At 42.0% G+C, this 23,700-nt stretch carries 32 protein-coding genes; 7 read left to right on the top strand and 25 right to left on the bottom strand.

Going from position 1 to position 23,700, the window contains the following annotated elements:
* Window positions 1-2: 2 nt before the first annotated feature.
* Complete coding sequence (locus D0C36_RS04190; protein ID WP_117390302.1) at window positions 3-1,172, bottom strand: galactokinase; 1,170 nt, start codon at window positions 1,170-1,172, stop codon at window positions 3-5.
* A 60-nt stretch (window positions 1,173-1,232) separates the two neighbouring features.
* Here D0C36_RS04190 and D0C36_RS04185 point away from each other — a divergent pair, with 60 nt between their 5' ends.
* Window positions 1,233-1,601, top strand: a complete 369-nt coding sequence (locus tag D0C36_RS04185; protein WP_233524404.1) for a YciI family protein — start codon at window positions 1,233-1,235, stop codon at window positions 1,599-1,601.
* Here the strand turns inward: D0C36_RS04185 and D0C36_RS04180 are convergent, their stop codons facing one another.
* From D0C36_RS04180 to D0C36_RS04165, 4 genes are all read right to left on the bottom strand, one after another.
* Window positions 1,602-1,991, bottom strand: coding sequence for a hypothetical protein (locus D0C36_RS04180; RefSeq protein ID WP_147321926.1), 390 nt, complete (start codon window positions 1,989-1,991; stop codon window positions 1,602-1,604).
* Between the two features lie 68 nt (window positions 1,992-2,059).
* Complete coding sequence (locus D0C36_RS04175; protein WP_117390300.1) at window positions 2,060-2,929, bottom strand: aldo/keto reductase; 870 nt, start codon at window positions 2,927-2,929, stop codon at window positions 2,060-2,062.
* Window positions 2,930-3,047: 118 nt separating this feature from the next.
* The gene (locus tag D0C36_RS04170; RefSeq protein ID WP_117390299.1) at window positions 3,048-3,452 is read right to left on the bottom strand and encodes a DUF1761 domain-containing protein; all 405 of its coding nucleotides are present in this window, start codon (window positions 3,450-3,452) and stop codon (window positions 3,048-3,050) included.
* 54 nt (window positions 3,453-3,506) lie between these two features.
* Window positions 3,507-6,227 (bottom strand): carboxypeptidase regulatory-like domain-containing protein, encoded by a 2,721-nt coding sequence (locus D0C36_RS04165; protein WP_117390298.1) that lies wholly within the window; start codon window positions 6,225-6,227, stop codon window positions 3,507-3,509.
* 156 nt (window positions 6,228-6,383) lie between these two features.
* Here D0C36_RS04165 and D0C36_RS04160 point away from each other — a divergent pair, with 156 nt between their 5' ends.
* The gene (locus D0C36_RS04160; RefSeq protein WP_117390297.1) at window positions 6,384-6,851 is read left to right on the top strand and encodes a CYTH domain-containing protein; all 468 of its coding nucleotides are present in this window, start codon (window positions 6,384-6,386) and stop codon (window positions 6,849-6,851) included.
* A gap of 51 nt (window positions 6,852-6,902) precedes the next feature.
* Here the strand turns inward: D0C36_RS04160 and D0C36_RS04155 are convergent, their stop codons facing one another.
* Both D0C36_RS04155 and D0C36_RS04150 read right to left on the bottom strand, forming a co-directional pair.
* Window positions 6,903-7,118, bottom strand: coding sequence for a hypothetical protein (locus D0C36_RS04155; RefSeq protein WP_117390296.1), 216 nt, complete (start codon window positions 7,116-7,118; stop codon window positions 6,903-6,905).
* Between the two features lie 134 nt (window positions 7,119-7,252).
* Window positions 7,253-7,807: a GNAT family N-acetyltransferase gene (locus tag D0C36_RS04150; protein ID WP_147321925.1), complete on the bottom strand. Its 555-nt coding sequence runs from the start codon at window positions 7,805-7,807 to the stop codon at window positions 7,253-7,255.
* Window positions 7,808-7,871: 64 nt separating this feature from the next.
* Here D0C36_RS04150 and D0C36_RS04145 point away from each other — a divergent pair, with 64 nt between their 5' ends.
* Complete coding sequence (locus tag D0C36_RS04145) at window positions 7,872-8,378, top strand: hypothetical protein (protein ID WP_117390294.1); 507 nt, start codon at window positions 7,872-7,874, stop codon at window positions 8,376-8,378.
* An 85-nt stretch (window positions 8,379-8,463) separates the two neighbouring features.
* Here D0C36_RS04145 and D0C36_RS24465 read toward each other — a convergent pair whose 3' ends face one another.
* From D0C36_RS24465 to D0C36_RS24455, 10 genes are all read right to left on the bottom strand, one after another.
* Window positions 8,464-8,640 (bottom strand): hypothetical protein, encoded by a 177-nt coding sequence (locus D0C36_RS24465; RefSeq protein WP_158557070.1) that lies wholly within the window; start codon window positions 8,638-8,640, stop codon window positions 8,464-8,466.
* Between the two features lie 40 nt (window positions 8,641-8,680).
* Window positions 8,681-8,893, bottom strand: a complete 213-nt coding sequence (locus tag D0C36_RS04140) for a hypothetical protein (protein WP_117390293.1) — start codon at window positions 8,891-8,893, stop codon at window positions 8,681-8,683.
* Window positions 8,894-8,975: 82 nt separating this feature from the next.
* Window positions 8,976-9,188 carry a hypothetical protein gene (locus D0C36_RS04135; RefSeq protein ID WP_117390292.1) on the bottom strand — a complete coding sequence of 71 codons (213 nt, stop codon included), beginning with the start codon at window positions 9,186-9,188 and terminating at the stop codon, window positions 8,976-8,978.
* A 74-nt stretch (window positions 9,189-9,262) separates the two neighbouring features.
* Entirely contained in the window at window positions 9,263-9,475 is a 213-nt protein-coding gene (locus tag D0C36_RS04130) for a hypothetical protein (protein ID WP_117390293.1), read from the bottom strand.
* A 76-nt stretch (window positions 9,476-9,551) separates the two neighbouring features.
* Complete coding sequence (locus D0C36_RS04125) at window positions 9,552-9,764, bottom strand: hypothetical protein (RefSeq protein ID WP_117390292.1); 213 nt, start codon at window positions 9,762-9,764, stop codon at window positions 9,552-9,554.
* A gap of 78 nt (window positions 9,765-9,842) precedes the next feature.
* Window positions 9,843-10,055 carry a hypothetical protein gene (locus tag D0C36_RS04120; protein WP_117390292.1) on the bottom strand — a complete coding sequence of 71 codons (213 nt, stop codon included), beginning with the start codon at window positions 10,053-10,055 and terminating at the stop codon, window positions 9,843-9,845.
* Between the two features lie 78 nt (window positions 10,056-10,133).
* Window positions 10,134-10,343 (bottom strand): hypothetical protein, encoded by a 210-nt coding sequence (locus tag D0C36_RS04115; protein ID WP_117390291.1) that lies wholly within the window; start codon window positions 10,341-10,343, stop codon window positions 10,134-10,136.
* Window positions 10,344-10,403: 60 nt separating this feature from the next.
* Complete coding sequence (locus D0C36_RS04110; protein WP_117390290.1) at window positions 10,404-10,592, bottom strand: hypothetical protein; 189 nt, start codon at window positions 10,590-10,592, stop codon at window positions 10,404-10,406.
* A 74-nt stretch (window positions 10,593-10,666) separates the two neighbouring features.
* Window positions 10,667-10,810 (bottom strand): hypothetical protein, encoded by a 144-nt coding sequence (locus D0C36_RS24460; RefSeq protein WP_158557069.1) that lies wholly within the window; start codon window positions 10,808-10,810, stop codon window positions 10,667-10,669.
* A 56-nt stretch (window positions 10,811-10,866) separates the two neighbouring features.
* Entirely contained in the window at window positions 10,867-11,019 is a 153-nt protein-coding gene (locus D0C36_RS24455; protein ID WP_158557068.1) for a hypothetical protein, read from the bottom strand.
* Between the two features lie 517 nt (window positions 11,020-11,536).
* Here D0C36_RS24455 and D0C36_RS04105 point away from each other — a divergent pair.
* Together D0C36_RS04105 and D0C36_RS04100 are read left to right on the top strand one after the other, a co-directional pair.
* The gene (locus D0C36_RS04105) at window positions 11,537-12,973 is read left to right on the top strand and encodes a tetratricopeptide repeat protein (protein WP_117390289.1); all 1,437 of its coding nucleotides are present in this window, start codon (window positions 11,537-11,539) and stop codon (window positions 12,971-12,973) included.
* A gap of 83 nt (window positions 12,974-13,056) precedes the next feature.
* Window positions 13,057-14,160 (top strand): S41 family peptidase, encoded by a 1,104-nt coding sequence (locus tag D0C36_RS04100; protein WP_117390288.1) that lies wholly within the window; start codon window positions 13,057-13,059, stop codon window positions 14,158-14,160.
* A gap of 14 nt (window positions 14,161-14,174) precedes the next feature.
* On the opposite strand, the gene D0C36_RS04095 is transcribed toward D0C36_RS04100, so the two are convergent.
* The 6 genes from D0C36_RS04095 to D0C36_RS04070 form a co-directional block, all read right to left on the bottom strand.
* Window positions 14,175-14,453: a hypothetical protein gene (locus D0C36_RS04095; RefSeq protein ID WP_147321924.1), complete on the bottom strand. Its 279-nt coding sequence runs from the start codon at window positions 14,451-14,453 to the stop codon at window positions 14,175-14,177.
* 273 nt (window positions 14,454-14,726) lie between these two features.
* On the bottom strand, window positions 14,727-15,101 hold the full coding sequence (locus tag D0C36_RS04090; protein WP_233524403.1) for a helix-turn-helix domain-containing protein: 375 nt from the start codon (window positions 15,099-15,101) through the stop codon (window positions 14,727-14,729).
* 159 nt (window positions 15,102-15,260) lie between these two features.
* On the bottom strand, window positions 15,261-17,543 hold the full coding sequence (locus D0C36_RS04085) for an ATP-dependent helicase (RefSeq protein WP_117390286.1): 2,283 nt from the start codon (window positions 17,541-17,543) through the stop codon (window positions 15,261-15,263).
* Between the two features lie 84 nt (window positions 17,544-17,627).
* The gene (locus D0C36_RS24450; protein WP_158557067.1) at window positions 17,628-18,566 is read right to left on the bottom strand and encodes a DUF4166 domain-containing protein; all 939 of its coding nucleotides are present in this window, start codon (window positions 18,564-18,566) and stop codon (window positions 17,628-17,630) included.
* Window positions 18,567-18,599: 33 nt separating this feature from the next.
* Window positions 18,600-19,100, bottom strand: a complete 501-nt coding sequence (locus tag D0C36_RS04075) for a hypothetical protein (RefSeq protein WP_117390285.1) — start codon at window positions 19,098-19,100, stop codon at window positions 18,600-18,602.
* Window positions 19,101-19,147: 47 nt separating this feature from the next.
* Window positions 19,148-19,588: a hypothetical protein gene (locus D0C36_RS04070; RefSeq protein WP_147321923.1), complete on the bottom strand. Its 441-nt coding sequence runs from the start codon at window positions 19,586-19,588 to the stop codon at window positions 19,148-19,150.
* A 293-nt stretch (window positions 19,589-19,881) separates the two neighbouring features.
* Here D0C36_RS04070 and D0C36_RS04065 point away from each other — a divergent pair, with 293 nt between their 5' ends.
* Both D0C36_RS04065 and D0C36_RS04060 read left to right on the top strand, forming a co-directional pair.
* Complete coding sequence (locus tag D0C36_RS04065) at window positions 19,882-21,900, top strand: thioredoxin domain-containing protein (RefSeq protein ID WP_117390283.1); 2,019 nt, start codon at window positions 19,882-19,884, stop codon at window positions 21,898-21,900.
* Between the two features lie 69 nt (window positions 21,901-21,969).
* On the top strand, window positions 21,970-22,476 hold the full coding sequence (locus D0C36_RS04060) for an FKBP-type peptidyl-prolyl cis-trans isomerase (RefSeq protein WP_117391364.1): 507 nt from the start codon (window positions 21,970-21,972) through the stop codon (window positions 22,474-22,476).
* Window positions 22,477-22,531: 55 nt separating this feature from the next.
* On the opposite strand, the gene D0C36_RS04055 is transcribed toward D0C36_RS04060, so the two are convergent.
* A complete protein-coding gene (locus D0C36_RS04055) occupies window positions 22,532-23,248 on the bottom strand; it encodes a toxin-antitoxin system YwqK family antitoxin (RefSeq protein WP_117390282.1) in 717 nt (238 codons plus the stop codon).
* A 15-nt stretch (window positions 23,249-23,263) separates the two neighbouring features.
* The gene (locus tag D0C36_RS04050; protein ID WP_117390281.1) at window positions 23,264-23,677 is read right to left on the bottom strand and encodes a PH domain-containing protein; all 414 of its coding nucleotides are present in this window, start codon (window positions 23,675-23,677) and stop codon (window positions 23,264-23,266) included.
* Window positions 23,678-23,700 lie beyond the last annotated feature (23 nt).

The following is a 23,700-nucleotide window of genomic DNA, read 5'->3' as shown; positions in this document are numbered from 1 at the left end:
ATCTACGATTTTACAACTTCATTCAATGTACCTACGCCATCGCCAATCAGCGAGCTATAAATAGACGGGGCATAACCAATTTTATCGGTATAGTATGCGGTAACTTCCTGGCTGAATTGGGCAAAAGCTGTATTTTTTACCAAAGCAATGGCACAGCCGCCAAAACCGGCGCCGGTCATGCGGGCTCCTGCTACGTTAGGATTAGTTTTTGCATATTCTACAACGGTATCCAATTCTTTACCACTTACCTCGTACAGGTCACGTAACGAATCATGCGAAGCATACATTAAGCGGCCAAATTCGGCAAGGTTGTTATCGTTCAAAGCTTCAGCGGCCAGTTTAACGCGGTCATTCTCTTCAACAACATGCTGGGCGCGTTTAAGCACGGTGGCGTCCTCTATCAGGCCCTTGCATTTATTAAAGGTTTCGGTATCAATATCGCACAGGTATTTAATGTTCAGTTGCTGTTGCAGGGCTTTAAGCGCCGTTTGGCATTCATGTACGCGTTCGTTGTATTTTGATTCGGCCAGTTTGCGCGGCTTGTTGGTGTTGATGATAGCCAGAACGTAATTGCCCAGGTTGCTGTCAACTGCCTCATAATCCAGCGAGTTGCAATCCAGTTTTAACGCTTTGTTCTCTTCGCCAAAAGCAACAGCAAACTGATCCATAATGCCGCAGCTTACGCCGATGAATTTATTTTCTACAGATTGTGATAATTTCACCAAATCCAGGCGACTGTAACCCGCATTGAACAGATCATTCAAGGCAAAGGCTGTAACTACTTCTATTGATGCAGAAGATGACAGGCCCGAGCCGATAGGGATATCCCCGTAATAAAGCATATCCAGGCCTTGTAGTTCTTTACCGGCTTGTTGAAAGTAGTTGATAACGCCAACCGGATAATTATACCAAACCTCACCTTCTTTTTTATGGTCGGCTTGCAGGGATACTTCAGCCTGCTCATCAAAGTTTATGCTTTTAAACCGGAAAACGCCTTCGTTATTAGGCGCTACAAGCAGGTAGGTGCCAAAAGTGATAGCACATGGCATTACCAAACCGCCGTTGTAATCAATGTGTTCGCCTATGAGGTTAACACGGCCGGGAGAAAAATATGTGTTGGTGGCTTGTTTGCCGTAATGGTTTACAAATTCCTGTTGAAGTTGAGCGCTCATAAATTGGTTAATAATCGGAAAACAAATATTGTAAAAACGACAGTTATTATTTGCATCCTTTTGAAAATATTTTTCAAAGGCGCTTTCGGTAGATTAAACATCGCTTACATTTGCCTTATTGACCTTTTAAAAATACCAATGAACCAATACCTGATAACCGCATACGATTATACCGACGAAGGCGCCACGGAGCGCCGCATGAATGTACGCCCGCACCATTTAGACGGCGCAAAAGAACTAAAAGCCAGCGGCAATTTTGTTCTTGGTGGCGCCATGTTAGATGACGACGGCAAAATGATAGGATCTGTAATGGTAATGCAGTTTGAGACCGAAGAGCAACTGGAAGCCTGGAAACAAGGTGAACCCTACATTACCCAAAAAGTGTGGGAAACGGTAGATATCAAGCCATTTAAAGTAGCTGCGGTTTAATTACACAAAAGATTCGTACTCCCAATAGCCCTGCGCATTGCGGATGTAGCGTGCGGTGTATTCTTTACCACCCGTACGAAACTGGAACGAGAAATGCTGCGCGGTAGGGTCTGATGGCAGAAACTGTTCAACAATACTATCGGCCACAAATTTTACGCGGTCGTTTTCGGTAGGCTCAACGGGTTTTACTTCGGTGCTGGTTTTATAATCGGCAAAGGTAGGGTAGAGCGGTGCACCGTTATCGGTTTGGCGGGCTGCTGCAAAGGCAGCTTCTTCTGCCTCGATACGATATTCTTCCATAGCTTTAAGCAAACCATCGGCAGAAATTTCGGGCAGGCCATCGGCACCGGCGCTGTAGTATTTATCGAGGATATCTTCTTTGCTTTTCACGACGGTAAAGTTAGCATAAAATAAAAAAGGATGCCATGGGCGGGCATCCTTCACAAGTTCTTTTGCAATTAACCTATTGGAGGCGATATGCCATCCAATTTGTCAATATCATCAGCATCCAGTGCCAACTCAGCGGTTTTCATGTTCTCTTCCAGGTGGGCCACGCTTGATGTACCCGGTATTAGCAAGATGTTTTTTGAATGGTTAAGCAACCAGTTCAAAGCTACCTGGTGCACGGTTGCGCCATGTTTTTCGGCAACCTTTTGCAAGATCTCCTGGCTGGCTACGTTACCTGCATTAAGCGGGAACCACGGGATAAAGGCAATATCATTATCCTCGCAGTAGTTTAAAACGCCTTCCCATTTGCGATTATCAACGCTGTACATGTTTTGTACCGATACCACCTCAAAGTAATCCTGCGCTTTTTTGATATCATCAATATCAACCTCTGATAAGCCAATATGCGCTATTTTGCCTTCTTGCTGTGCTGTTCTCAAAAACTCAAAGCTTTCTTCGGCAGGTACGTTAGAATCAATACGGTGAAGCTGATAAAGATCTATCTGATCGAGCTTTAAACGTTTTAAACTGCCTTCTAAGGCTTTTTCAAGATGTTTGGGGCTGGCATCAACAGGCCATTGGTCGGGGCCGGTGCGTAGCAGGCCGCCTTTGGTACCAATTACCAGGCCGGTTGCATAAGGGTATAACGCCTCGGCAATTAATTCTTCTGAGATATGCGGGCCGTAGCTGTCTGCTGTGTCAATAAAGTTAACACCCAGCTCAACTGCACGTTTAAGAACGCGTATAGCCTCGTCTTTATCTTTTGGTGGGCCCCAGATGCCTTTGCCGGTAATGCGCATGGCACCATAGCCCAAACGGTTTACGGTAAGTTCGCCGCCAAGTGTAAATGTTTGCGGGAACATGCTTGTTACGTTACTCATAAATAGTGTTTTACGATATAATGAATAACGCTAAGTAAAAGCTATTGTTCGGTAATGTGCTTCACAAAACTGTCATTTAACTACGCGGCACAAACAAAATTTTAACAAATATCAATAATCAGCGCCAAAGGCCTATAATAGCGCCCATCAGCGTAAGCGAAACAACGCTGTACCCACCATTTATGAATATCAATCGCCAGCTTTTTAGCTCAAACAGGCTGTGGATGGCAATGGCGCTAAATGTCCAGATGCCGGCGAGGAAGCCGGCAGTTGCGCCCCAGCTTACATCTGTTTTTGCATCGGCCAAAAACATGGCAAGGTTAACTGCCATTAGCAGCGAAAAGAAAGCAGTAAAGCCAAAGATTTTGCCTTTGCTACCTTTTTCGATCTCATCAGCAGTGAGGCCGCTATCGGCCATCCAAGCGTTGCCGAAAACAGCACGGGCGTACCAAATACCGCCAACGGCAAAGCCGGATAATGCGGCTATCAAAACAGCCGGAAAATTGATTTGTGAAATATCCATAACATTTAGGTTTAATCACTTAAATGTATGAATAATTGGCTTGTAATTAACTACTTACTTTACCGTATATCTGTAAATATATCTACCCAGATTTCCTTCGGCATCAAAACCTTCAATAGTGGCGCGGTAGGTACCACGGCCATCAGCATTAAAGAAATCTACCGAGGTAGCGCCCGTAACTTTATCAGTTTTAACCTTAGGGCTCCAGTAAATGGTACTGCGCAGATCGCCGCCAAAAGTGCCTTGTTTAAGTGCATCGTACTTAGGCGAATAAAACTCTTTGGCAACAGCGTAACCAAAACCATTATAATTTAACACGTTGCCTTTTGGTAACATATCCTGCAATTGCTGGAATGTTATTTTTTCGCCTTTTGGCGGTTTGCGGGTGATGATAGATATAATACCGTCTGACTGGTAATTCTTGTTGATCGAGCTTACTCCGTCTGATTTAAACATTTCAATTATTTCAACATCGCGCCCCGCTATACTGTTAAGATATGGGTAATCAACCACCTTACCGTTCACAAATATCTGTATAGGTAATTTGTTGGGGTTTGACATGTTTTTACTGAAATAAAGGTTATTGTCCTGCGCTGTTACTGCTAACAGGTTAGAGGGTAAACAAACAAATAGGTTAGGGCAGTCTTTAAACCTATCGCCGTTAAGTGTTTGGTCGGCCATGCCGGGCAGGCCCGTAAGCATGCTATAATCCCTGTAACTTGGCTTTTTAACCAATGATGTTGCCTTAATAGTTACCTCTTTTAAGGTATGCGTATTATCATATTGCCTTTTACTGTTTACCAGCAAGGTTTTAAAAGCGCTGTCAATATTAGTTATTTCATCAAGCCCGTATACATTTTTGGTGGCCGGCTGAAAAGGATCGCCGTTAACAGATATAACCAGGTTGCGGCTGTTTACGTTACCACGCGCATTAAGAACAATCTCTGCCGAATCGGCGTAATCCAGTTTGGATACTTTAAAGTTTCCTTCCATATCGGTGAAGGTCTCGGTTACAAACCTTTTTGATGGGATCTGTATACGCAGGTTTCCGCGAGAGATAGGCATCCCCGAGTTGTTGCGCAGCATACCGGTAAGCTCAAGTCCGTTTTGCTCTGGCTGCAGGGTAATTTGCGGCAACTTATTCAATATAATATTTCGGTATGATATGCGGCGGTAGCCTTGCGTAAGCATCAGCACATCAAGATCTGCTGATGCATTTGCGTTTTTGCTGAGGAAATAGTAATTAGGTTTTTCGATATATCCTTTTAAATCTGAAGTGAGCAAAAGGTTTGAAAGGATGGTGGTCTCATTCTCCTCATCAAAAGGTACTTTACTTTCATCAACTACAGAGATAGAAAAATCGCCGGCAACCGGTGCTATGCCTTTTTTAGCAGCTACCTGCAGGTGCACCCTCTGGCGGGTAGTATATGTTTTTTTATCTGATGAGAGCGATATGTTCAGTGCATCATTACGTTGCACAAAAACTATACGCTCTGCCAGTATAACACCGCGCTCGCTCATCAGGCTAAATTGCACAATACCTGTAGGGAATTTTTCTTTAGGGATGGTAGAAACAGCAGTTTTTTCGTTTAAAGCCGTTTGGGCAGCAAAATAAACGGCGCCACCGCTTTGCGCTAAAATATAATACAGCTTGCCCTGGTTGGCGCTAAAATACGGCTCGTTGGCAGTAATTTTTAAAGCTATATTGGTGGCATCGGCATTATTAATAGAAAGGCTTATGCCCGATGGCTTAATACGTGGCATATCATAAGAAGCTGTTGAGCCATCTGCAAATGTTATGTTAGCTTTATACGTTTTGCCATCTTCTGGTGTAAGTGTAAATACACCCATACCTAAATGCTGCGATTGCAACTGAGCAACGGTAGCGCCCGTATTATCAACCAGTGTACCTTTTATATCGGCACCCAGCCCACTTTCGTCAATAGCTTTGAAGGCTATTTTAGAACCTACACCCAGGGTAAGCTCTCCACCTTCCGGGAAAAATTGAACATCGTGCCGGGTAGCTGCCCCCTGTAACGGAAACCTGTCAAGTTTTTCTTTACGATCTGCTGTTTCCAGGTTGGCTATCAGGGTGGCTTTTTGCAGGTTAATATTTGCTGCCTCGGTAAGCGGTACAGATATGTTGCCGTTGGCATCTGTTGTGGCTTTACCTTTTGCCACTTCGTCGCCGTTGGCGTTGGCTATACTCCAGTTAACCCTTCTGTTACTGATGGCGGTTCCACCGGTTTCTTTATAACTTATTTCGGCAACTGGTTTTGTGCCAGCATTTTTAAACTTAATATTGGCATTAATACCTTCTTGTATGGAGTTGCCAATGGTGATGTTTTTATTAAAGTAGTAATCAGGGTCGTAATTACGCATATATTGGGTATATGCCCTTAAATGGTAGTTGCCCTGGCGGTAAATATTTGCAGGCAAAAGTATATTGCCATGCGCTACGCCGTTTGCAACCGGCAGCTTCAATATCTTTATTAACGAATCTTTGCTGTTGGCAATATCAACGTAAACAACGTTACTTAATACGGTTGGCTGGTGTTTATCAATAGTTACATAAGCTTTAAACCATATCGTATCGCCTGCTGTGTAATAAGGTTTATCAAGGTGCAGGTAAACTTTCTCAAAAGGGAAAGCGTTAATATACTGGGCGGTTTTAGCAACTATAGTTCTTACTCCAATGGTATCTCTTTGTGCAAAAGCGGTTGAAACTGAACAGGCACACAACAGCAAAAACAACGCAAATTTCTTAGGGTTCATATCTCAATAAAATGTAGCTGGGCTAATATAAACATTTACCTTAAGCGCTTACCCTCAACAAAGCCCGTTTTAACATTTCATTAACTTTAGCACGTTTAAAAACTTTAGTTTTGAACGCAAACAGGCAAAAAATGATACTGTAAAAATTAAGAGACAATGGGCACCGAGATAGAAAGAAAGTTTTTAGTTGACCATAATAAATGGGACAAAGTAAATAAGCCAAAAGGTAATGTATACAAACAAGGCTATATTTTAAACGAAGAAAAACGTACCGTTCGCATCCGCGTAACTGATACCAGCGCCTACATTACCCTAAAAGGAGCGGCCGAAGGTATAAGCAGGAGCGAGTTTGAGTATGAGATACCAAAAGCTAATGGCGAGCAGATACTAAAAGAGTTTGCCACAACATCATTAGAGAAAACACGCTACAATATTAACTATGCCGGCCATTTATGGGAAGTTGATGTTTTTGAAGGCGCTAACCAGGGCCTTATCGTAGCCGAGATTGAATTGGATAAAGAGGATGAGGCATTTGAAAAGCCCGACTGGGTGGCTGAAGAGGTAAGTTACGATAGCAGATATACCAATGCGCTGTTATCAGTAAAACCATATACTACCTGGTAACAAAAAAGCCTCACCAATTTGGTGAGGCTTTTTTAATAATATCATTATTATTTACCAGCCAGAGCCTTTTTTAGCGTTGCCGTTTTTGATATGCTCTTCAGCAGCAGCTTTGCCCATAATAGCAGCCATTTTGTTGCCTGCTGCATCTGTACCGGTAGCAATGTATCTGCCTGATTTTACATCGATCACAGGATCGATCATTGGAACGTTCTTGGTTTTGGTTTTTACTGAATAGGCGGTAATTGCGCCTTCACTTTTTGCTGCCATGTTTAAGTTTTTTGTTTTCTGTAAGTAATGTATTAATTCTGTTTTTGCTTAAGCTTACACATAAAATGCATGCTTAAAGCCATAACGAAGGCAATATATAGATAAATGTCCAACTAACAAATTTTAAAGCACATTCAACTATTGTTATCCACTATGCTAAAGACTATGCTATCCAGAAATTTCCCCTCGAAATAATAGTTTTCTTTAAAGTAGGCTTCTTGCACAAAACCAGCATTTTTGAGCAGTTTAATAGATGCCTGATTATGCGGGTTTACATTTGCTGCAATAGAATGGAAGCCCAGTGTTTTAAAACCAACTTTTGTTATTTCTTTGATAGCGGCGCTCATAATGCCCCTGCCCTGGTATTGGGGAGATAGCATATAACCAATCTCAGATCTGTAATGCTCGGGCGTAACTTCCCAAAAGCCGATGTTACCTATCATGTCCTCATCTCCGGGCAAAGTAATAGCCCACATGGCAGCCTCGTGGCGTTGTTGCAGATCAAGTATCAGATTGATGAGTTTACCGGCGTCATCAATCGACTCCATTAATGGCCTGTCTATGTAGCGCATTATCTTGGGATCTTTCCTTAACTTATACAACTGTTCTGCATCATTAATATTTATTGGTCGCAGGGTTATGTTCGGCGTGCGTATGGTGGGCAGATATTTGAGGTTGATGTTTTGCATAAATAACGTTGGCGAACATTTGATAACTATTGCTGTTGTAAGATAAACAAACAAAACAGGGCAAATGAAACCTTATGTAATTATATGTGCGCTTGCACTGGCCTCATGTGCCGGCAATGGCGATAAAAAAGCTGATACAACCGCAACTGCCACCGGTGATACCGCCGCAACATCTGGGATGAAAGCACCCGCCCAGGATATGGATTATTGCTTTATACACACCGAGGGTACAAGTAACCAGGATACTACAGCTGTACACCTATTATTAAAGAGTGGCAAAGTAACCGGCGAAATGAAATGGTTGCCAAAAGAAAAGGATAGCCGTAAAGGCACCTTAAACGGTACAATAACCGGCGACGAAATAAAAGCTGTTTGGAGCTTTATGCAAGAGGGGATGAAAGATTCAATTAATGTAGCCTTTAAATTATCGGCCCAGGAACTGGCCCAAAAACCACTTAAGGTTAATGCTGCAGACGGCAGGCAGGTTACTGATGAAACTGCCGGATATACCTTAATATATAAGCTGGATAATTGCAGTCAATTTAAAACAGCTGGTAAACCGGCATTGTAAGTAAAAGTTACTATGGGCCTTGCGGCTTTCTCAAATGCCTCGTTCAAAACAACGGGGCATTTTTATTTATGTAGGTCGCCCTTAATTAGTCGGCGGTAGCAATGTCTGATTTAGGAGTAGCAGAGGTAACTTTTACCTTAAGGTTGCTGATCTCTTCTTTGGCGTTAACCGTTTTTTGTGCGCTATCATTTTTGTTTGATAGTGAATATGCTGTAACGGCCGAAGTTAAAACTAATGCTGCTGCTATGATTATCTTTTTCATGTAGAGTATATCTTATTATATATAGTAGTACGGGAAACAATTAGTCAGCAGTACCGATATCTTTTTTAGTATCTGCAGTGCCAATGTCTTTTTTGGTATCAGCGGTACCTATGTCTTTCTTTGTATCAGCAGTACCAATATCTTTTTTGGTTACATCTGCGGTGCCAATGTCTTTTTTAGTGCCTGTTGCTGCGTTAGCTACTGATAAACCTGTTGATAAAATTACTGCTGCTGCTATAATGAACTTTTTCATGTTGTTATGTCTTGTTAGGGGTATTGTTATTTGTTGTGTTAGTGCTATTTGTTATTGTGGAATAAGGCTGTGGTTGCGATAATTAGTCAGCAGTACCGATATCTTTTTTAGTATCTGCAGTGCCAATGTCTTTTTTGGTATCAGCAGTACCTATGTCTTTCTTAGTGTCAGCAGTGCCGATATCTTTTTTGGTTACGTCTGCAGTGCCAATGTCTTTTTTAGTGCCTGTTGCTGCGTTAGCTACTGATAAACCTGTTGATAAAACTACTGCTGCTGCTATGATGAACTTTTTCATGTTGTTATATTTTGAATGTTTTTATATCTGTTGTTATTGAAATCTTTTGTTGTGGAATAAGGCTGCGGTGATAATTAGTCAGCAGTACCGATATCTTTTTTAGTATCTGCGGTGCCAATGTCTTTTTTGGTATCAGCAGTACCTATGTCTTTTTTAGTGTCAGCAGTACCGATATCTTTTTTGGTTACGTCTGCAGTGCCGATGTCTTTTTTAGTGCCTGTTGCTGCGTTAGCTACTGATAAACCTGTTGATAAAATTACTGCTGCTGCTATAATGAACTTTTTCATGTTGTCTTTTATTGGGGGATTGTTATTTGTTGTTAATGCTATTTGTTATTGTGGAATAAGGCTGTGGTTGCGATAATTAGTCAGCAGTACCGATATCTTTTTTAGTATCTGCAGTGCCAATGTCTTTTTTGGTATCAGCAGTACCTATGTCTTTCTTAGTGTCAGCAGTGCCGATATCTTTTTTGGTTACGTCTGCAGTGCCAATGTCTTTTTTAGTGCCTGTTGCTGCGTTAGCTACTGATAAACCTGTTGATAAAACTACTGCTGCTGCTATGATGAACTTTTTCATGTTGTTATATTTTGAATGTTTTTATATCTGTTGTTAATTGAAATCTCTTGTTTTGGAATAAGGCTGTGGTTGCGATAATTAGTCAGCAGTACCGATATCTTTTTTAGTATCTGCAGTGCCAATGTCTTTTTTGGTATCAGCAGTACCTATGTCTTTCTTAGTGTCAGCAGTGCCGATATCTTTTTTGGTTACGTCTGCAGTGCCAATGTCTTTTTTAGTGCCTGTTGCTGCGTTAGCTACTGATAAACCTGTTGATAAAACTACTGCTGCTGCTATGATGAACTTTTTCATGTTGTTATATTTTGAATGTTTTTATATCTGTTGTTAATTGAAATCTCTTGTTTTGGAATAAGGCTGTGGTTGCGATAATTAGTCAGCAGTACCGATATCTTTTTTAGTATCTGCAGTGCCAATGTCTTTTTTGGTATCAGCAGTACCGATGTCTTTCTTAGTATCAGCAGTACCAATGTCTTTTTTGGTTGAATCAGCGGTACCGATATCTTTTTTAGTGATGGTTGCGTTAGCTACTGATAAACCTGTTGATAAAACTACTGCTGCTGCTATGATGAACTTTTTCATGATTGTCTTTTATATTTTAAATGTTTTTATATCTGTTGTTTGTTATTGGCTTTGTTGTAATTAGTCGGCAGTACCGATATCTTTTTTAGTCATTTTGCTAACCTGGTCAGCATTTGTTGCTACCGGTGCGTTTTCTTCTTTCTGCGGGATAGAAGGGGTAGCGAGGGTAGTATCGCGGTGCATAAATGCATTTGCTGAAAGGATGCCGGTTGATAGGATTACGGCTGCTGCAATGATTGACTTTTTCATGTTTTAAATTTTTAAGTTTCTTTTATCAGGGGTATTGAATAATCTCTTTTGTTAATTATGATCCGGTATCGTTATTAGTCGGCAGTGCCAATATCTTTAAGGTTTGATGACGTGCTGCGCTCGTAACGTGCAGTTGATTTAAGATCTGCTTGTTTGGTGCATGAAGGCAGTATGCCTGATGTTGCCACGATGATTGCTGCTATAATGATCTTTTTCATAATTTCTAAGTTCTTAAGTTCTGTTATCCGGTTGTATGAATGGTATGCTTGGGCAATTAGTCGGCTGTACCTACTTCTTTTCTGAAAGCTGATGTAGGCTGTTCAATTTTTGCAGTGTTTTGCACTTTGTTGTCATCCTGTTTTGAGGTTGATGCCAGTAGGCCGCTTGTTGCCATGATTATTACTGCTGCTGCTATTACCTTTTTCATATCGTGTTGAATTTTAATGGTCTTTGTTGTTGTGTTAAAAAATTAATCTGCTGTACCCACGTCTTTTCTCATCCCAATGGTTGCCTTTAGCAGCACATCCATACTTGTACGAACGCTTGTGTGCTTAATGCAAGACGTCAAGAATATTCCGCTGAGGAGTAAGATGTATCCAAGTACAGTTTTTTTCATTTTAGTATTGATTAACATTTTTATTTAACTATCTTGCTTGCTAATACTTTTTCATTTTGCCTAACTACACACTTTTAATTCCTGATGTAATTATAGGTTGATAAAGTTTACCGTATGGAATATTATTTTCGGCAACGTAATAATACGCCAATATCAGTCTAACTTATTAACAATCAATAAATTAACAATACAAATATAAATATGTTTTTTAATTTTCAAGCAACTGTTAAAAAAAAATTATTGCCCAAATTTTCGTTAATTTTAACCACTATAATTATGTGCAATTAATTTCATAACTTTCACCCATATATTACCGTATAGAGTGCTGATGAATAAAACCTTTACTCTTCTCTTTTTCCTGTTAACTACGTTTATCGTATACGCGAAGGGTAATGATGATGTTACGCTGAAGGATACTACTGAAATTATAAAACTCAACAAGCAGGCCTATGCCAATCGCTTAACCAGCCCCGAGCAAACCATAGCCGATGCAAGCAAAGCTTTGGATATGGCAGTTAAGCTTGATTATAAGGCAGGTATAGGCGAAGCTTACCGTGTTAGAGGTATTGGTTATTACTACTTAAACCAGGCCACCGCCGCTATTAATGATTACCTTAATGCCCTAAGCACTTTCGAGAAAGCAAAAGACCTGCGCAGCGAAGCACGGGTAGATAACAATATTGGTAACCTTTACCTTGATAATAACCTTACAAAGGCTTTAGAGTATTTCAAAAAATCGCTTGTTATAACCGAACGTTTAAATGATAGCAGCCTTACAGCTTCGCTATATATGAACATTGGTAACGTTTATTACCGCAAGAAAAGTTTTAACCAGGCACTTAACTACTACGATAAGAGTAATGCGCTTTTCATAAGCCTTAAAGACTCGGCCAACCTGGTGCAGTGTTTGCAAAACAGGGGGGTGATATACTATTGGCTTAACCAGTATGATGCGGCGGAGAAACTGCTGTTAGCCGCAAATAAATCGGCCAAACAGCTTGACCTGAATAAGCCGGTGGCCAGCACAAACCTCACGCTTGCCTCGCTTTACATAGCCCAGGGTAAGTTTGACGAAGCCGAGCGCATTGTACGCGAGGGCGAAGCTTATGCCGTGGCTCTTAAAGATGAAAAGCTGACTAACGATTATAACTACACCATTTACCAGTTAGAATCAAAAAAGAAGAACTACGAGAAGGCATTGCATTACCTTCAACTCATTTTTAAGCAGGATAGTTCTATCCACCAGTCAAACGAATCGACCCAGATAAACCTCATTCAAGAGCAGTTTAAACAGGAAGCCAAACAGCGCGACACTGAGTTGTTGCTGGTAAACCAGCAAAACGATCGTATAAAATTTTGGGCAGTAACCGTTGTTGCGGGCCTGCTGTTGGTAGTAATTGGCTTGCTGGTTAGCAATGTAAAACGCAAAGCAGCCACCAACGAGCAGCTTACCGGCCTTAACGAGGAAGTATCGCGCCAAAAGGATAACCTTGACAGGGTTAACCATCACCTCGAGGAGATTATTGATGAGCGTACTAAAGACCTGCAGGTGAAGAATAAAAAGCTTTCCGATTACTCTTCATATCTCTCACACCAGATCCGTGGGCCTATAGCCACTTTGCGCGGTTTAATGAACCTCGAGAAAGAAGGCCTTGTTGACGAGAAAGAATGCATTACCATGATGGATAAATGTGTATCAGATATCGACCAAAAGATCATCGAAATGAGCGAAATGCTTAACGATGGGCCTAAGACCATTGTTTAAAAACGCATATTTATCAAAACCTGCTTTTTTGCCTGCAACTAAAATAGGCATTGCAGCGTCATTATAGTACATTCTGCATATCCATGAAAATACTTCTTGTAATCCTCATTTTATCTATCCCCAATATTGTGCTTGCCCAGCAATGCGATTGTAAGGTAAATTTTGATTATACCGTAAATCATGTAAGAACTGATTATGCCGGCTTTAATGATAAGGTCAAAAAAAGCAACATTAAGGCGTTTGAGAAATTTACAGCTTTGCTGAGGAGTAAAGCGCTAACAACAAACAGTGTTGATTCTTGCTACGTGCTTTTAAGAACCTGGACTAACTACTTCAAAGATAATCACCTTCGCGTGCAGTTAGATTGGCGATACAGGAAGGCATATCCAGAGGTGGCAAAGAAACTTAATCAGCAGTTTGCAAAACCCGTAGCCACATCATCAGCCGATAAACCCGATCCCGAAACTAATTTCAAGGTACTTGATAATCAAATGATGTTATTAAGGCTGCCCTCGTTTGAGTGGTCTGAAAAGAAAAGTATTGACAGCCTGTTTAAACTGTACGAGAAAGAGTTGAAGCACTCTGCTAACTGGATAATTGACCTGCGTGAAAACACCGGCGGTACCGACTATGCCTTCAGTAGCCTGATGCCGTATGTTTATACAAACCCGATAAAGATAAAACCCGACGAGTATCTTTCCTCAGAAGAGAACATCCGGATCTTGACCGAAAACCTAAAAGGCGATGATATGTCTAAAGCGGGTAAAGACTTTTTAGGAAATCTGATTGCTCTAATGAAGAATCATCCAAACCAATTTGTCAACCCATCAGGGAAAGATGAATTTGAGATAAAAATGGATTCGGTTCACCAATATCCCGCACGGATAGCAATACTTATCGACCGCTACACCGCAAGCTCTGCCGAATCATTTCTGCTAAGTGCTGTTCAAAGTAAGAAGGTAAAAGTATATGGCGAACACTCAGCAGGTACGTTAGATTATAGCAATACCCAGTTCTTTGATATTCCTGCTAAAGAATTCAATCTCGTAATCCCGATCGCACGCTCTATGCGATTGCCCGAACATCCGATCGATAATATCGGTGTAAAACCCGATGTAAAGATCGACGCCGGTGAGAAGGACAAGATCGGCTATGTGCGCAAGGTAATGGAGAAAGACAATAAGTGATGAATTGCGGCTAATTATGCAGCCGGATAACTACTGTGGATCTGTGCTTCCATTAAGCCCAAGTATACGCAATACCTTGATATCATTTGCAGAATGAGTAATTGCCTGTGGCGTTTGTAGCCTTCGGTTTCAAAGGCCAGGGTTTGGTCGCCGGCGGTTACAAAAAACCTTACTTCGCCAGCACGTTGTTTTGCCTTTGATTTAAACATATCAAATACCTTCACTTTTAAATTGCTGCGGCGGTCGTGTATAGTGCCGTTGTTGTTTTTAGCAGTGTTTGGTATTGATATCATGTAGTTAGACATACAGTGCATTTTTATAGATGTACCTGTATATTACAACAATGCAACCAAATAGGCCAAACTTTATAGCTTAAAACCAGATTGAATAAAAAAACGGTAACAGAACCTCGTTTTATTTCATTTAATGTAAAAAATTAAGACTGGCTTAAATTTATTACCACTAACGTAAAATACTGAGAATCTGTTACCGAACTAAAAAACAGGATACCTGTTTTGTTTTTTGAACAGTAGGGGTGCTTATAACTATAGCAGGGGTATCTATAATCAATGGGCAACACCGTTTTTGTTCAACAATTCTTCGTAAAGCAATATCACTTTACGCTGCAGGCTTGCAATTTCGGTCTCGCGATCAAGCAATTTCTTCTGAACAATGTTAAGGCTTTGGTCCTGCACGGGAGCTTCTTCTGCATGGTCAAGCGAAAGCAGGTTTACCACACTCACTTCAAATATGTTTGCGATCTGCTCTAAACGCGACAGGTTAATGTCGGTAACACCGGTTTCAATTTTTGAAAACGCCGGGATAGAGATACCTAAACGGTTCGCAACATCTTCCTGACTCCAACCGTGCTCGTGGCGTAACGCTCTTATATTCTTGCCAGCCGATTTGTTGGTCTTTTTCTTAATAGTCTCGCTCATCATGTACATAATAGTTAATTAAGGGAATAAGGGTATTAACCTTTAACCAATATGGATGCCAATGGCGAAAAGTGCCTCTATTGCGTCAAATTAACGTTTAGTTAACGATGGCGATTTTTTGATGTGGAATATGTTCCCCAAAAAATGGGTATTTCCACTATTTTACTCAGTAACAATACTCAGTTTTGCAAACTTCAGAAGTAGTTGTTTCTGACCAATTTCCTTAAAGAAAATGGTTGCTTTTATATCCGGTTTGTTACCCTCAAGACTTATTACCTTACCAAAACCGAACCGTTCATGTTCTACCTGCATACCAACCTGTAAATTTGAAGTATCAGAAGGCTTAAATCCAGCCGATGGTACGTGCGCTTTGGCCAGCATCGATGTGGTTTTAACAGGCGGTGCGGTAGCGGGTTTTGGTTTAGAAAAACTATCAGCGGGCTTGCGACTCCAGGCACTGCGCTCATCGCCAAAAGATGAACTTGCGGCAGGGGCAGGCTTGGCAGAAAAGTCGAGCTCAAGGTATTTGGCGTTTATTTCGTCAATAAAACGGCTTGGCTCGCAGTTAATGAGCGTACCAAATTTAAAGCGCGATGTAGCGTAGCTGATGGTGAGTTTGTACTCGGCGCGGGTAATGGCCACATAGAACAGGCGGCGCTCTTCCTCAAGGTCGCTGCGCGAGTTTAATGACATCTGCGACGGGAACAGGTTTTCTTCTAATCCCACAATGTGCACCTGCGGAAATTCGAGCCCTTTTGAGGAGTGGATGGTCATCAATGAAACGGTATCTGCATCCTTGTTTTTGTCGTTATCATCATTGGTTAAAAGGGCCACATCCTGCATAAAAATATCGAGGCCTTTTTCCTCAATATCTTCCCGTTCTGAGAACTCTTTTATACCATTCAATAACTCCTGGATGTTTTCGTACCGGTTAAGTCCCTCAACAGATTTATCGGCATATAGGTCTTTTAATAAACCCGAATGTTGCGCAATATGTAATGCTGCATCATACGCACTTAAAGTTTTGGTTATCACCTGGAAACTCTGGATCATGGTGGCAAATGCCATCAGTGATGCCGGTGCTTTTTCTACATAGCGTGGCGCATCCAAAATTGCCTCGAAAGGTGTTATCTGGTGTTGATCGGCCGCAACAATAACACGGTCAACCGTGGTATCGCCGATGCCGCGTTTTGGGTAATTGATAACACGTTTTAGCGCTTCCTCATCGTTAGGGTTAAATGTAAGCCTGAAATAGGCTATCATGTCTTTTATTTCCTTACGCTGATAGAAAGACATGCCCCCGTAGATCTTGTAAGGAATGTTCAGCTTACGCAAAGCCTCTTCCATTGAGCGCGATTGTGCATTGGTGCGGTAAAGAATGGCAAAATCTTTCCATTTTAAACCGTTGGTGCTGCGCTGGTGCATAATCGCATCGGCCACCATTTTACCTTCCTCGTTATCGCTAAAGGCGCGCATTATCTTTATCTTATCGCCGGTATCTTTCTCAGAGAAAACATTCTTTTTCAGCTGATCTTTATTATTGGCGATGATGCTGTTGGCAACATTTACAATGTTTTGGGTAGAGCGGTAGTTCTGCTCCAATTTGAAAACTTTTAGGTCAGGGTAATCCTTCTCAAAGTTTAAGATGTTCTGAATATTGGCTCCGCGGAATGCGTAGATACTCTGCGCATCATCGCCCACCACACAAAGGTTTTCGTTAACCGATGCCAGGCGCTTAACAATGCTATATTGCGAGTGGTTGGTATCCTGGTACTCATCAACCATGATGTACTTGAATTTATGCTGATATTTATTTCTAACATCGGCGTGGTCTCTAAGCAATTCGTTGGTTTTTAGCAGCAAGTCGTCAAAATCCATGGCACCGGCACGGTAACAGCGCTGGGCGTAGGTCTCATATATTTTACCCAACAGCGGGCGCCTTTGCGAATCGTCTTCGGCTTGTATCTGCGGGTTGCCCTGGTAAGCAGCCGGCGTTAGCAACGCACTTTTTGCGGCCGAGATACGGTTGAGTACAAAGTTTACAGCGTAAAGCTTGTCGTCTAATTGCATCTCTTTCAAAATGGCACGCAGAACGCTCTTGCTGTCGTCGGTATCGTAAATGGTAAAATTACTTGGGTAGCCCAGTTTATCGGCCTCTACACGTAATATTTTGGCGAACACGGAGTGGAAGGTACCCATCCAGATATTTTTGGCCTCGGGGCCAACAATGTGGTTGATACGCTCGCGCATTTCTTTGGCGGCCTTGTTGGTAAAGGTAAGTACCAGTATGTTAAAAGAATCTACACCGCTGCGGATAAGGTGCGCCACACGATAGGTAATAACACGTGTTTTGCCCGATCCTGCGCCCGCAATGATCATCACCGGGCCTTTAATTTGTAAAACGGCAGCTTTTTGTTCGGGATTTAACCCCTGTAAGTAATCCAAATCCAGTTCCTCTTTTCTGTGTCTGCGAAATTAACACTTTGGCAGGGAAAGCTAACAAAATTGGTAAGGCAAATTTTCCACTTATCAAATAAGTTGTTGAATTTTTACCGGCCCCTTGTAATTTACAATACGCCCGAAAGGTTTAAAACCTATTTCAACCTCTATTTCTATGCTGTCGCCGGCATCGGTACCTGTGGCGTATACGCAGGGTGTGAAAAAACGCGGCATCGGGATACCTAAAATGCTGGTGGCTGTATCATAAATAATAAGATCGCCATTTATTACATCTGCCTTGAGGTATATATTTACAATTTTGAATCGCTCTGTCAGGAATTTTCCGGTAAGCCATTGTTTAGATATCACCCTTTTATCGCCAAGCCTACGGCTCCATATTTCATGGGCAGGTGCAGGCGTAACTATTAACTCTGCTACGGCTGCTTCAGCGTTTGCTGGCATATCGGCAATGTAAGCAAGCGCTTTACAAACAGGATTAGTCCCCCTTGTAACTTTAAATTGGCCTAACGCTTTTATCGGTTTTTTTGATTGATGAAATGCTTTCAGATTTTGAGACAGGCTGTCAAAAGCGTCGCCCAGCAATTGTTGATATAAACTTTTATCGCTTTGCGTTACCTCATTCAGTTTACCTGTTACGGCCTGGTAAATTATCCACCCGAATGGTACCAGCCAGATTATATCATTCCAAACATTTACCCAAAAGAAAGCGGGAGCAAGCTTACCCAACCAGATATAATAAACTGAGCCTACAGGCCCCAGCAGTTTACCAATAAAGCCCACCAATATGAGCGGCCAATATGCCTGCGGATCGCGCCCGGCAAAGTAGTAGGCCACACCGTAAACGCCCACCAGCATACCCACACATTGCAAAATAATGAGCAGGAAATCAGTAGGCGGGTTGCCAAACAGGATAATCTCCGGTTTGAGTGATATCACTGCTCCCCAGAAAATATTGTACGCAGCCGCCAGATACATGATGATTTTGGCAATTTTGAGTTTGGTGTGCATGATGACGAGTGAGGTTTCTTAAAAAGGTGTCGTTTAAACGAAGTTATTATTTTGAGCATAAACGATATATTCTTCAAAAACCTGACAGAATGTATCAAATGAAATGTTATACCGGTCAACCGGGCCGTCGTTTGGGCGTTGTATGATGAAAATCACGTTCGGCTTTTTATAAAGCAATAACAAACTACTTGTCTGATTGGTAAACTGTTCACCAAAAAAAATGTATAATTCAATGCGTTTTTCTATCTCCTCATCGGTGATGCCATCTGTATCGCCAAGTAAAAAGAAATCAACGAGAAAATACATTATCTCTTTTGGTGAAAAATCATCGAATACAGCCCGGTAATATTTTTCTTTTTCATTTATAAACTTTTGGTATTGGGTAATTGAATCTCCCAATTCCGAAGATTTCGTGAATGAACCATACGCTATTCCTTCCGTCCAAAATCGTAGTTTGTATCTGCTTTTCTTTTTAGCAAATCCTAATTCTATAGCAAACTTTTCTTTATCTCCAAATAATATAGTTTCTTCCATTTAGCACTAATTTAGGTTATTCGTTTCGGGCAGTTTTGAATTTGCAGCTACTTAGCCGGGGCCCAAAATTCTATCTTTTTTATGTCGGTTAATTTGCCGGCACATCTACCTGCATCGTTAGCATTGCGAGCGTCAAATTTCCCTTCTATCAATACATACTTTGCTGAAAACCACTTAAAATTTGGAAACTTACTTTTTAGAGTCGTTGTGTCAATCCACAAAGCATTTTCTTGTATTGATTTGTCGTAATCATATTTATCGTCATATAAAACATTTTGTTCCTGTCCGATATGTAAATAACCTCTTACCCTTATATAATGATGATCAAAAATCGTTGGATTGAGTACAAGCCCAAGAATTTCGGCGTCGAGAACTTTTTGCGAGTTGCTTTTGGCGGCTTTATTTACCGGTGCTTTGGTTGCTGTGTGTTGGCAAGCGGTCAATATAAAGAAAGTTAAGACTAAGGATGATAAGGTGCTGCGATTCATGCAAAGGTTGTTTGTACAAGTATACGTTCTCAGTTACTAATATTATAAAATGTCTTAAATAACGCAGGCAACTGAACTCACTCCGACATCTCCGCCGTGGCGGATTGTCGACCCTCTCTGCTTCGCAAGGAGGGTGAAGAAGTTTTGATTTATTAAAACCCTCTTTTCGAGCAGCGAAGAGAGGGTCGCGCACGAAGTGTCGCGGGGTGAGTAAAATAATAAAGCGGCCACCTTTGCATATCCCTAAAACAATTAACAATTTCGGGCTTTGTTTATTAAATCATCCACCGCTTATGAATCGCCTCGCCAATGCTACTTCGCCATATCTTTTGCAGCATGCCAATAATCCGGTCGACTGGTACCCATGGGGACCCGAGGCTTTGCAAAAGGCTAAAGAAGAGAACAAACTGATACTGGTGAGCATAGGCTACTCGGCCTGCCATTGGTGCCATGTAATGGAGCATGAGAGCTTTGAGGACGATGGCGTAGCCGCGCTGATGAACGAGTACTTCGTTTGTATAAAAGTAGACCGCGAAGAGCGCCCGGACATCGACCAGATATATATGAGTGCTGTGCAACTCATGAGCGGCAGAGGCGGCTGGCCGCTTAATTGTATCTGCCTGCCAGATCAGCGGCCTATCTACGGCGGTACCTATTTCCGTAAAAACGACTGGGCGTCATTACTGCTTAACCTCGCCGATTTTTTCAAAACCAAGCCCGAGGAAGCTGAAGATTATGCCGTAAAACTCACAGAGGGTATCAAACAATATGAATCAGTGCCTTTTGTGGCACAGTCGGCAGAATACAACAAAGAAATGCTGGAGCCTATCATGGCAACCTGGCGCCGATATATCGACCCCGTTGAAGGTGGCTTTGGCGGCGCGCCAAAATTCCCGATGCCGGCCAACTGGATCTTCCTGATGCGTTATGCCCACCTGATGAAAGATGAAGGCATTGCCGAAAACGTAAAACTCACCCTGCAAAAAATGGCCTATGGTGGTATTTACGACCACATAGGCGGCGGTTTTGCCCGTTATGCGGTTGATGGTGTTTGGCACGTACCGCACTTCGAGAAAATGCTGTATGATAACGGCCAGTTACTGAGCCTGTACGCCGAAGCTTATACCTGGAATGCCGACCCTCTTTATGCAGAAGTAGCTGAAGAAATCATCAGCTTTGTGAAACGCGAATTAACATCGCCCCAAAGCGGTTTTTACTCGGCACTTGATGCGGATAGCGAAGGAAAAGAAGGCAAGTTCTATATATTTACTCAGGATGAATTGGCCGACATTTTAGGCGATGATGCACCCTTATTTAATGCTTACTATCACGTAACCGAAGAAGGTAATTGGGAAGAGGAGCAGAGTAATGTGTTTTTCCGCAGGGATGATGAGAATGCCATTGCAGCACAATTTGATATCACAACCGATGAGTTACGCAGCCGTGTAAATGCAGCCAAACAAAAAGTATTAGCCGCCCGCAGCCAACGCATAAGGCCGGGTCTGGATAACAAGATCCTTGCATCGTGGAATGGCCTTATGCTGAAAGGCCTTTGCGAGGCTTACCGCACGTTTAGCAAACCGGCTTACCTTGAACTGGCTTTGCAGAATGCTGCATTTATCAGCACCGAAATGATGAGCGGAAGTAAACTTGCCCGTGTTTACAACAACTCCCTCTCCTTTGGAGAAGGCCGGGGAGAGGCTGTAGCTTTCCTTGATGACTACGCTAACGTTGCCGACGCTTTCATTGCCTTATATGAGGTCACCTTTAACGAGCATTGGCTGATCCAGGCACAAAAGTTAACCGACTATGCCCTGCAGCATTTTTATAATGAAGAAGGTGGGATATTCTATTATACCGCTGATAACGATGAGCAGCTCATTGCCCGTAAATCTGAAATTATGGATGGGGTGATACCTGCGTCAAACTCTGTAATGGCACGTAACCTTAAAAAGCTGGGCTTGCTGTTCGATAACGATGGTTACCATGAAGTGTCGGCGCAATTACTGCGTAATATTATTCCGCATCTGGCTAAATACGGTACCGCTTATCCAAACTGGACAATGTTGTTGTTGGATGAGATTTTCGGCGTAAATGAGGTGGCCATTACCGGCCCCGAAAATGAAGCTGTGCGCCGCGAATTTGAACAGCATTACCTACCCAATAAGGTGATGTTGGGCGGCGAAACAGGCACACTTCCGTTGCTTGAGGGCCGTTTGGGCGACAACACGCGTATCTTCATTTGCCGCGACCGTACCTGTGGCCTGCCAACCTTTAGCGTGGGCGATGCACTAAAACAAATAGCCAACTAATTAGTATTTAATAATAAATAGGCGGTGTTAAAAAAAATTAGCACCTTGCCGGCCAAAACTATCAATTGCATGAAAATTCAACCACAACACGTAGTGTCACTAACATACGATCTGTATGTAAAGAAAGAGGACGGTGAAGAAGGTCTTGTAGAAAGCGCAACGCAAGAGCAGCCGCTTACATTTTTGTTTGGCGCAGGCCAGATGATCCCAAAATTTGAAGAGAATTTAAGTACGCTATCAACCGGCGATGCTTATGATTTCCGCATATCAGCACAGGATGGTTACGGCGAGTACGATCAGGAAGCTGTTGCTAACCTACCAAAAGAAATGTTCCAGGGTCAGGGTGCAGATCTACCACAGGTAGGCGAAATATTGCCTCTGCAGGATAATAATGGTAACCGTTTCCAGGGCCAGGTGGTTTCTATCACAGAAGACTCGGTAATTGTTGACCTTAACCACCCAATGGCAGGCCAGGAGTTACACTTTAAAGGCGAGATCATCAACGTTCGTCCGGCTACTCCAGAAGAGCTATCTCACGGCCATGCACATGGCCCGGATGGTCATCACGGTCACTAAGAGAAAGAACTCAATTAATATTAAACAATAACGGCGCTATATAGCGCCGTTATTGTTATTTCAGAAAATCTATTGTACCGTTATCATTCAATGTACATTCTATCATGATCCTGCATGCCACAGGTTCCCCGTTGTAGGTTGCAGGCGTAAAAATAAGGTCATCAGGGTTGGGAAGTTTCAGGTTCATACGAATATCCTCCATCAGTTCGTTTGTTGGCTGATAAACCAGGTGCACCGTATAATCGGCAAGGCGGCCGCCCTGGCTCACCAGTAATTCAACAACAACTTTTATCTTACTGAAATCATAATCGGCACGGGTATATCTTTTCGGTATCCTGAATAAGGAAACATAAGGCATATATCCGTAATAGCAACCGCCAATACGCAAAGGCTTATCGGCTTTGGCGTTAGCCACTTGAATGGTATCAAAAGTGCGGTCGATAAAGTAATGTATGTTTGAAGTTGAGTCTTCCGGTGCTTCAAATACAAATTGCTGCTTATCAAAATTATAGCTTTGTACTACCGTGCCGCGGTTATTGTAAAACTGCCATAAACCCACCCGTTTGCCATTGTTGTAGGCGCCACTGGCAATTGCAATTTTCTTTTTATACAGCGCCTGGTACATTCCATGGCGTGTATTGCCATTATTAAGTACAAGGAAATTTTCTGTAATAGTGTTGGTTAGTTTACGGGTTACTTTTGTGGTTTCCTGCGCAGAAACTTTTAAATGTGATAAGGCAAAAAATAAAACGAGGTAGAAGCGGTAACGCATTTGGTATAATTGTAATTATTTAACCTCTATAACGGGGTTTATGTTCTTTAACTCGGCTATAAAATTATCAGAATCCTGCGGAGATATCATTACCGAATCAAACTTATTATAAAATATCTCCAACCTGTCAAGTGACAGGGCAGGTGCGCTCAGCGGGCTGCGGGTATGTTCTATTTTAGTAATGGCAGCTATATCTACATTAATGTTTATCATGAAACCGCAGCGTACGTTTAGGTTGTTATTGCTGATGGTATACTTGGTGTTCAGTAACATAGGTAGTGTTAAGCCCAGTACTACCACCAGGCAAATAATTGCCGGTAAATATTTACCGCTCGCTATGCTTAGCACTACTACGGCTATTGTTATAAGAAAGGGGATATAGATCACCCAGCCTTTTTTTGACTGATAAATTTGTACGCTTGCTGTCATGACCTAAATATAAGGTTTTATTT

Source organism: Mucilaginibacter conchicola, from assembly GCF_003432115.1.
Lineage (GTDB): Bacteria > Bacteroidota > Bacteroidia > Sphingobacteriales > Sphingobacteriaceae > Mucilaginibacter > Mucilaginibacter conchicola.
The sequence above is the reverse complement of the archived record's forward strand: the minus strand, read 5'-3'. Positions and strand labels throughout refer to the sequence as shown.

What these genes read in the sequence shown, in the direction of transcription:
- D0C36_RS04065 (WP_117390283.1), top strand. Translation starts at nt 19,882, where the DNA reads ATGAATCGCCTCGCCAATGCTACTTCGCCATATCTTTTGCAGCATGCC.
- D0C36_RS04190 (WP_117390302.1), bottom strand. Translation starts at nt 1,172, where the DNA reads ATGAGCGCTCAACTTCAACAGGAATTTGTAAACCATTACGGCAAACAA.
- D0C36_RS24465 (WP_158557070.1), bottom strand. Translation starts at nt 8,640, where the DNA reads ATGAAAAAGATAATCATAGCAGCAGCATTAGTTTTAACTTCGGCCGTT.
- D0C36_RS04125 (WP_117390292.1), bottom strand. Translation starts at nt 9,764, where the DNA reads ATGAAAAAGTTCATCATAGCAGCAGCAGTAGTTTTATCAACAGGTTTA.
- D0C36_RS24455 (WP_158557068.1), bottom strand. Translation starts at nt 11,019, where the DNA reads ATGAAAAAGGTAATAGCAGCAGCAGTAATAATCATGGCAACAAGCGGC.
- D0C36_RS04100 (WP_117390288.1), top strand. Translation starts at nt 13,057, where the DNA reads ATGAAAATACTTCTTGTAATCCTCATTTTATCTATCCCCAATATTGTG.
- D0C36_RS04165 (WP_117390298.1), bottom strand. Translation starts at nt 6,227, where the DNA reads ATGAACCCTAAGAAATTTGCGTTGTTTTTGCTGTTGTGTGCCTGTTCA.
- D0C36_RS04145 (WP_117390294.1), top strand. Translation starts at nt 7,872, where the DNA reads ATGAAACCTTATGTAATTATATGTGCGCTTGCACTGGCCTCATGTGCC.
- D0C36_RS24450 (WP_158557067.1), bottom strand. Translation starts at nt 18,566, where the DNA reads ATGCACACCAAACTCAAAATTGCCAAAATCATCATGTATCTGGCGGCT.
- D0C36_RS04075 (WP_117390285.1), bottom strand. Translation starts at nt 19,100, where the DNA reads ATGGAAGAAACTATATTATTTGGAGATAAAGAAAAGTTTGCTATAGAA.
- D0C36_RS04090 (WP_233524403.1), bottom strand. Translation starts at nt 15,101, where the DNA reads ATGATGAGCGAGACTATTAAGAAAAAGACCAACAAATCGGCTGGCAAG.
- D0C36_RS24460 (WP_158557069.1), bottom strand. Translation starts at nt 10,810, where the DNA reads ATGAAAAAGATCATTATAGCAGCAATCATCGTGGCAACATCAGGCATA.
- D0C36_RS04115 (WP_117390291.1), bottom strand. Translation starts at nt 10,343, where the DNA reads ATGAAAAAGTTCATCATAGCAGCAGCAGTAGTTTTATCAACAGGTTTA.
- D0C36_RS04175 (WP_117390300.1), bottom strand. Translation starts at nt 2,929, where the DNA reads ATGAGTAACGTAACAAGCATGTTCCCGCAAACATTTACACTTGGCGGC.
- D0C36_RS04150 (WP_147321925.1), bottom strand. Translation starts at nt 7,807, where the DNA reads ATGCAAAACATCAACCTCAAATATCTGCCCACCATACGCACGCCGAAC.
- D0C36_RS04055 (WP_117390282.1), bottom strand. Translation starts at nt 23,248, where the DNA reads ATGCGTTACCGCTTCTACCTCGTTTTATTTTTTGCCTTATCACATTTA.
- D0C36_RS04160 (WP_117390297.1), top strand. Translation starts at nt 6,384, where the DNA reads ATGGGCACCGAGATAGAAAGAAAGTTTTTAGTTGACCATAATAAATGG.
- D0C36_RS04155 (WP_117390296.1), bottom strand. Translation starts at nt 7,118, where the DNA reads ATGGCAGCAAAAAGTGAAGGCGCAATTACCGCCTATTCAGTAAAAACC.
- D0C36_RS04095 (WP_147321924.1), bottom strand. Translation starts at nt 14,453, where the DNA reads ATGATATCAATACCAAACACTGCTAAAAACAACAACGGCACTATACAC.
- D0C36_RS04105 (WP_117390289.1), top strand. Translation starts at nt 11,537, where the DNA reads ATGAATAAAACCTTTACTCTTCTCTTTTTCCTGTTAACTACGTTTATC.
- D0C36_RS04050 (WP_117390281.1), bottom strand. Translation starts at nt 23,677, where the DNA reads ATGACAGCAAGCGTACAAATTTATCAGTCAAAAAAAGGCTGGGTGATC.
- D0C36_RS04140 (WP_117390293.1), bottom strand. Translation starts at nt 8,893, where the DNA reads ATGAAAAAGTTCATTATAGCAGCAGCAGTAATTTTATCAACAGGTTTA.
- D0C36_RS04170 (WP_117390299.1), bottom strand. Translation starts at nt 3,452, where the DNA reads ATGGATATTTCACAAATCAATTTTCCGGCTGTTTTGATAGCCGCATTA.
- D0C36_RS04120 (WP_117390292.1), bottom strand. Translation starts at nt 10,055, where the DNA reads ATGAAAAAGTTCATCATAGCAGCAGCAGTAGTTTTATCAACAGGTTTA.
- D0C36_RS04070 (WP_147321923.1), bottom strand. Translation starts at nt 19,588, where the DNA reads ATGAATCGCAGCACCTTATCATCCTTAGTCTTAACTTTCTTTATATTG.
- D0C36_RS04135 (WP_117390292.1), bottom strand. Translation starts at nt 9,188, where the DNA reads ATGAAAAAGTTCATCATAGCAGCAGCAGTAGTTTTATCAACAGGTTTA.
- D0C36_RS04130 (WP_117390293.1), bottom strand. Translation starts at nt 9,475, where the DNA reads ATGAAAAAGTTCATTATAGCAGCAGCAGTAATTTTATCAACAGGTTTA.
- D0C36_RS04110 (WP_117390290.1), bottom strand. Translation starts at nt 10,592, where the DNA reads ATGAAAAAGTCAATCATTGCAGCAGCCGTAATCCTATCAACCGGCATC.
- D0C36_RS04060 (WP_117391364.1), top strand. Translation starts at nt 21,970, where the DNA reads ATGAAAATTCAACCACAACACGTAGTGTCACTAACATACGATCTGTAT.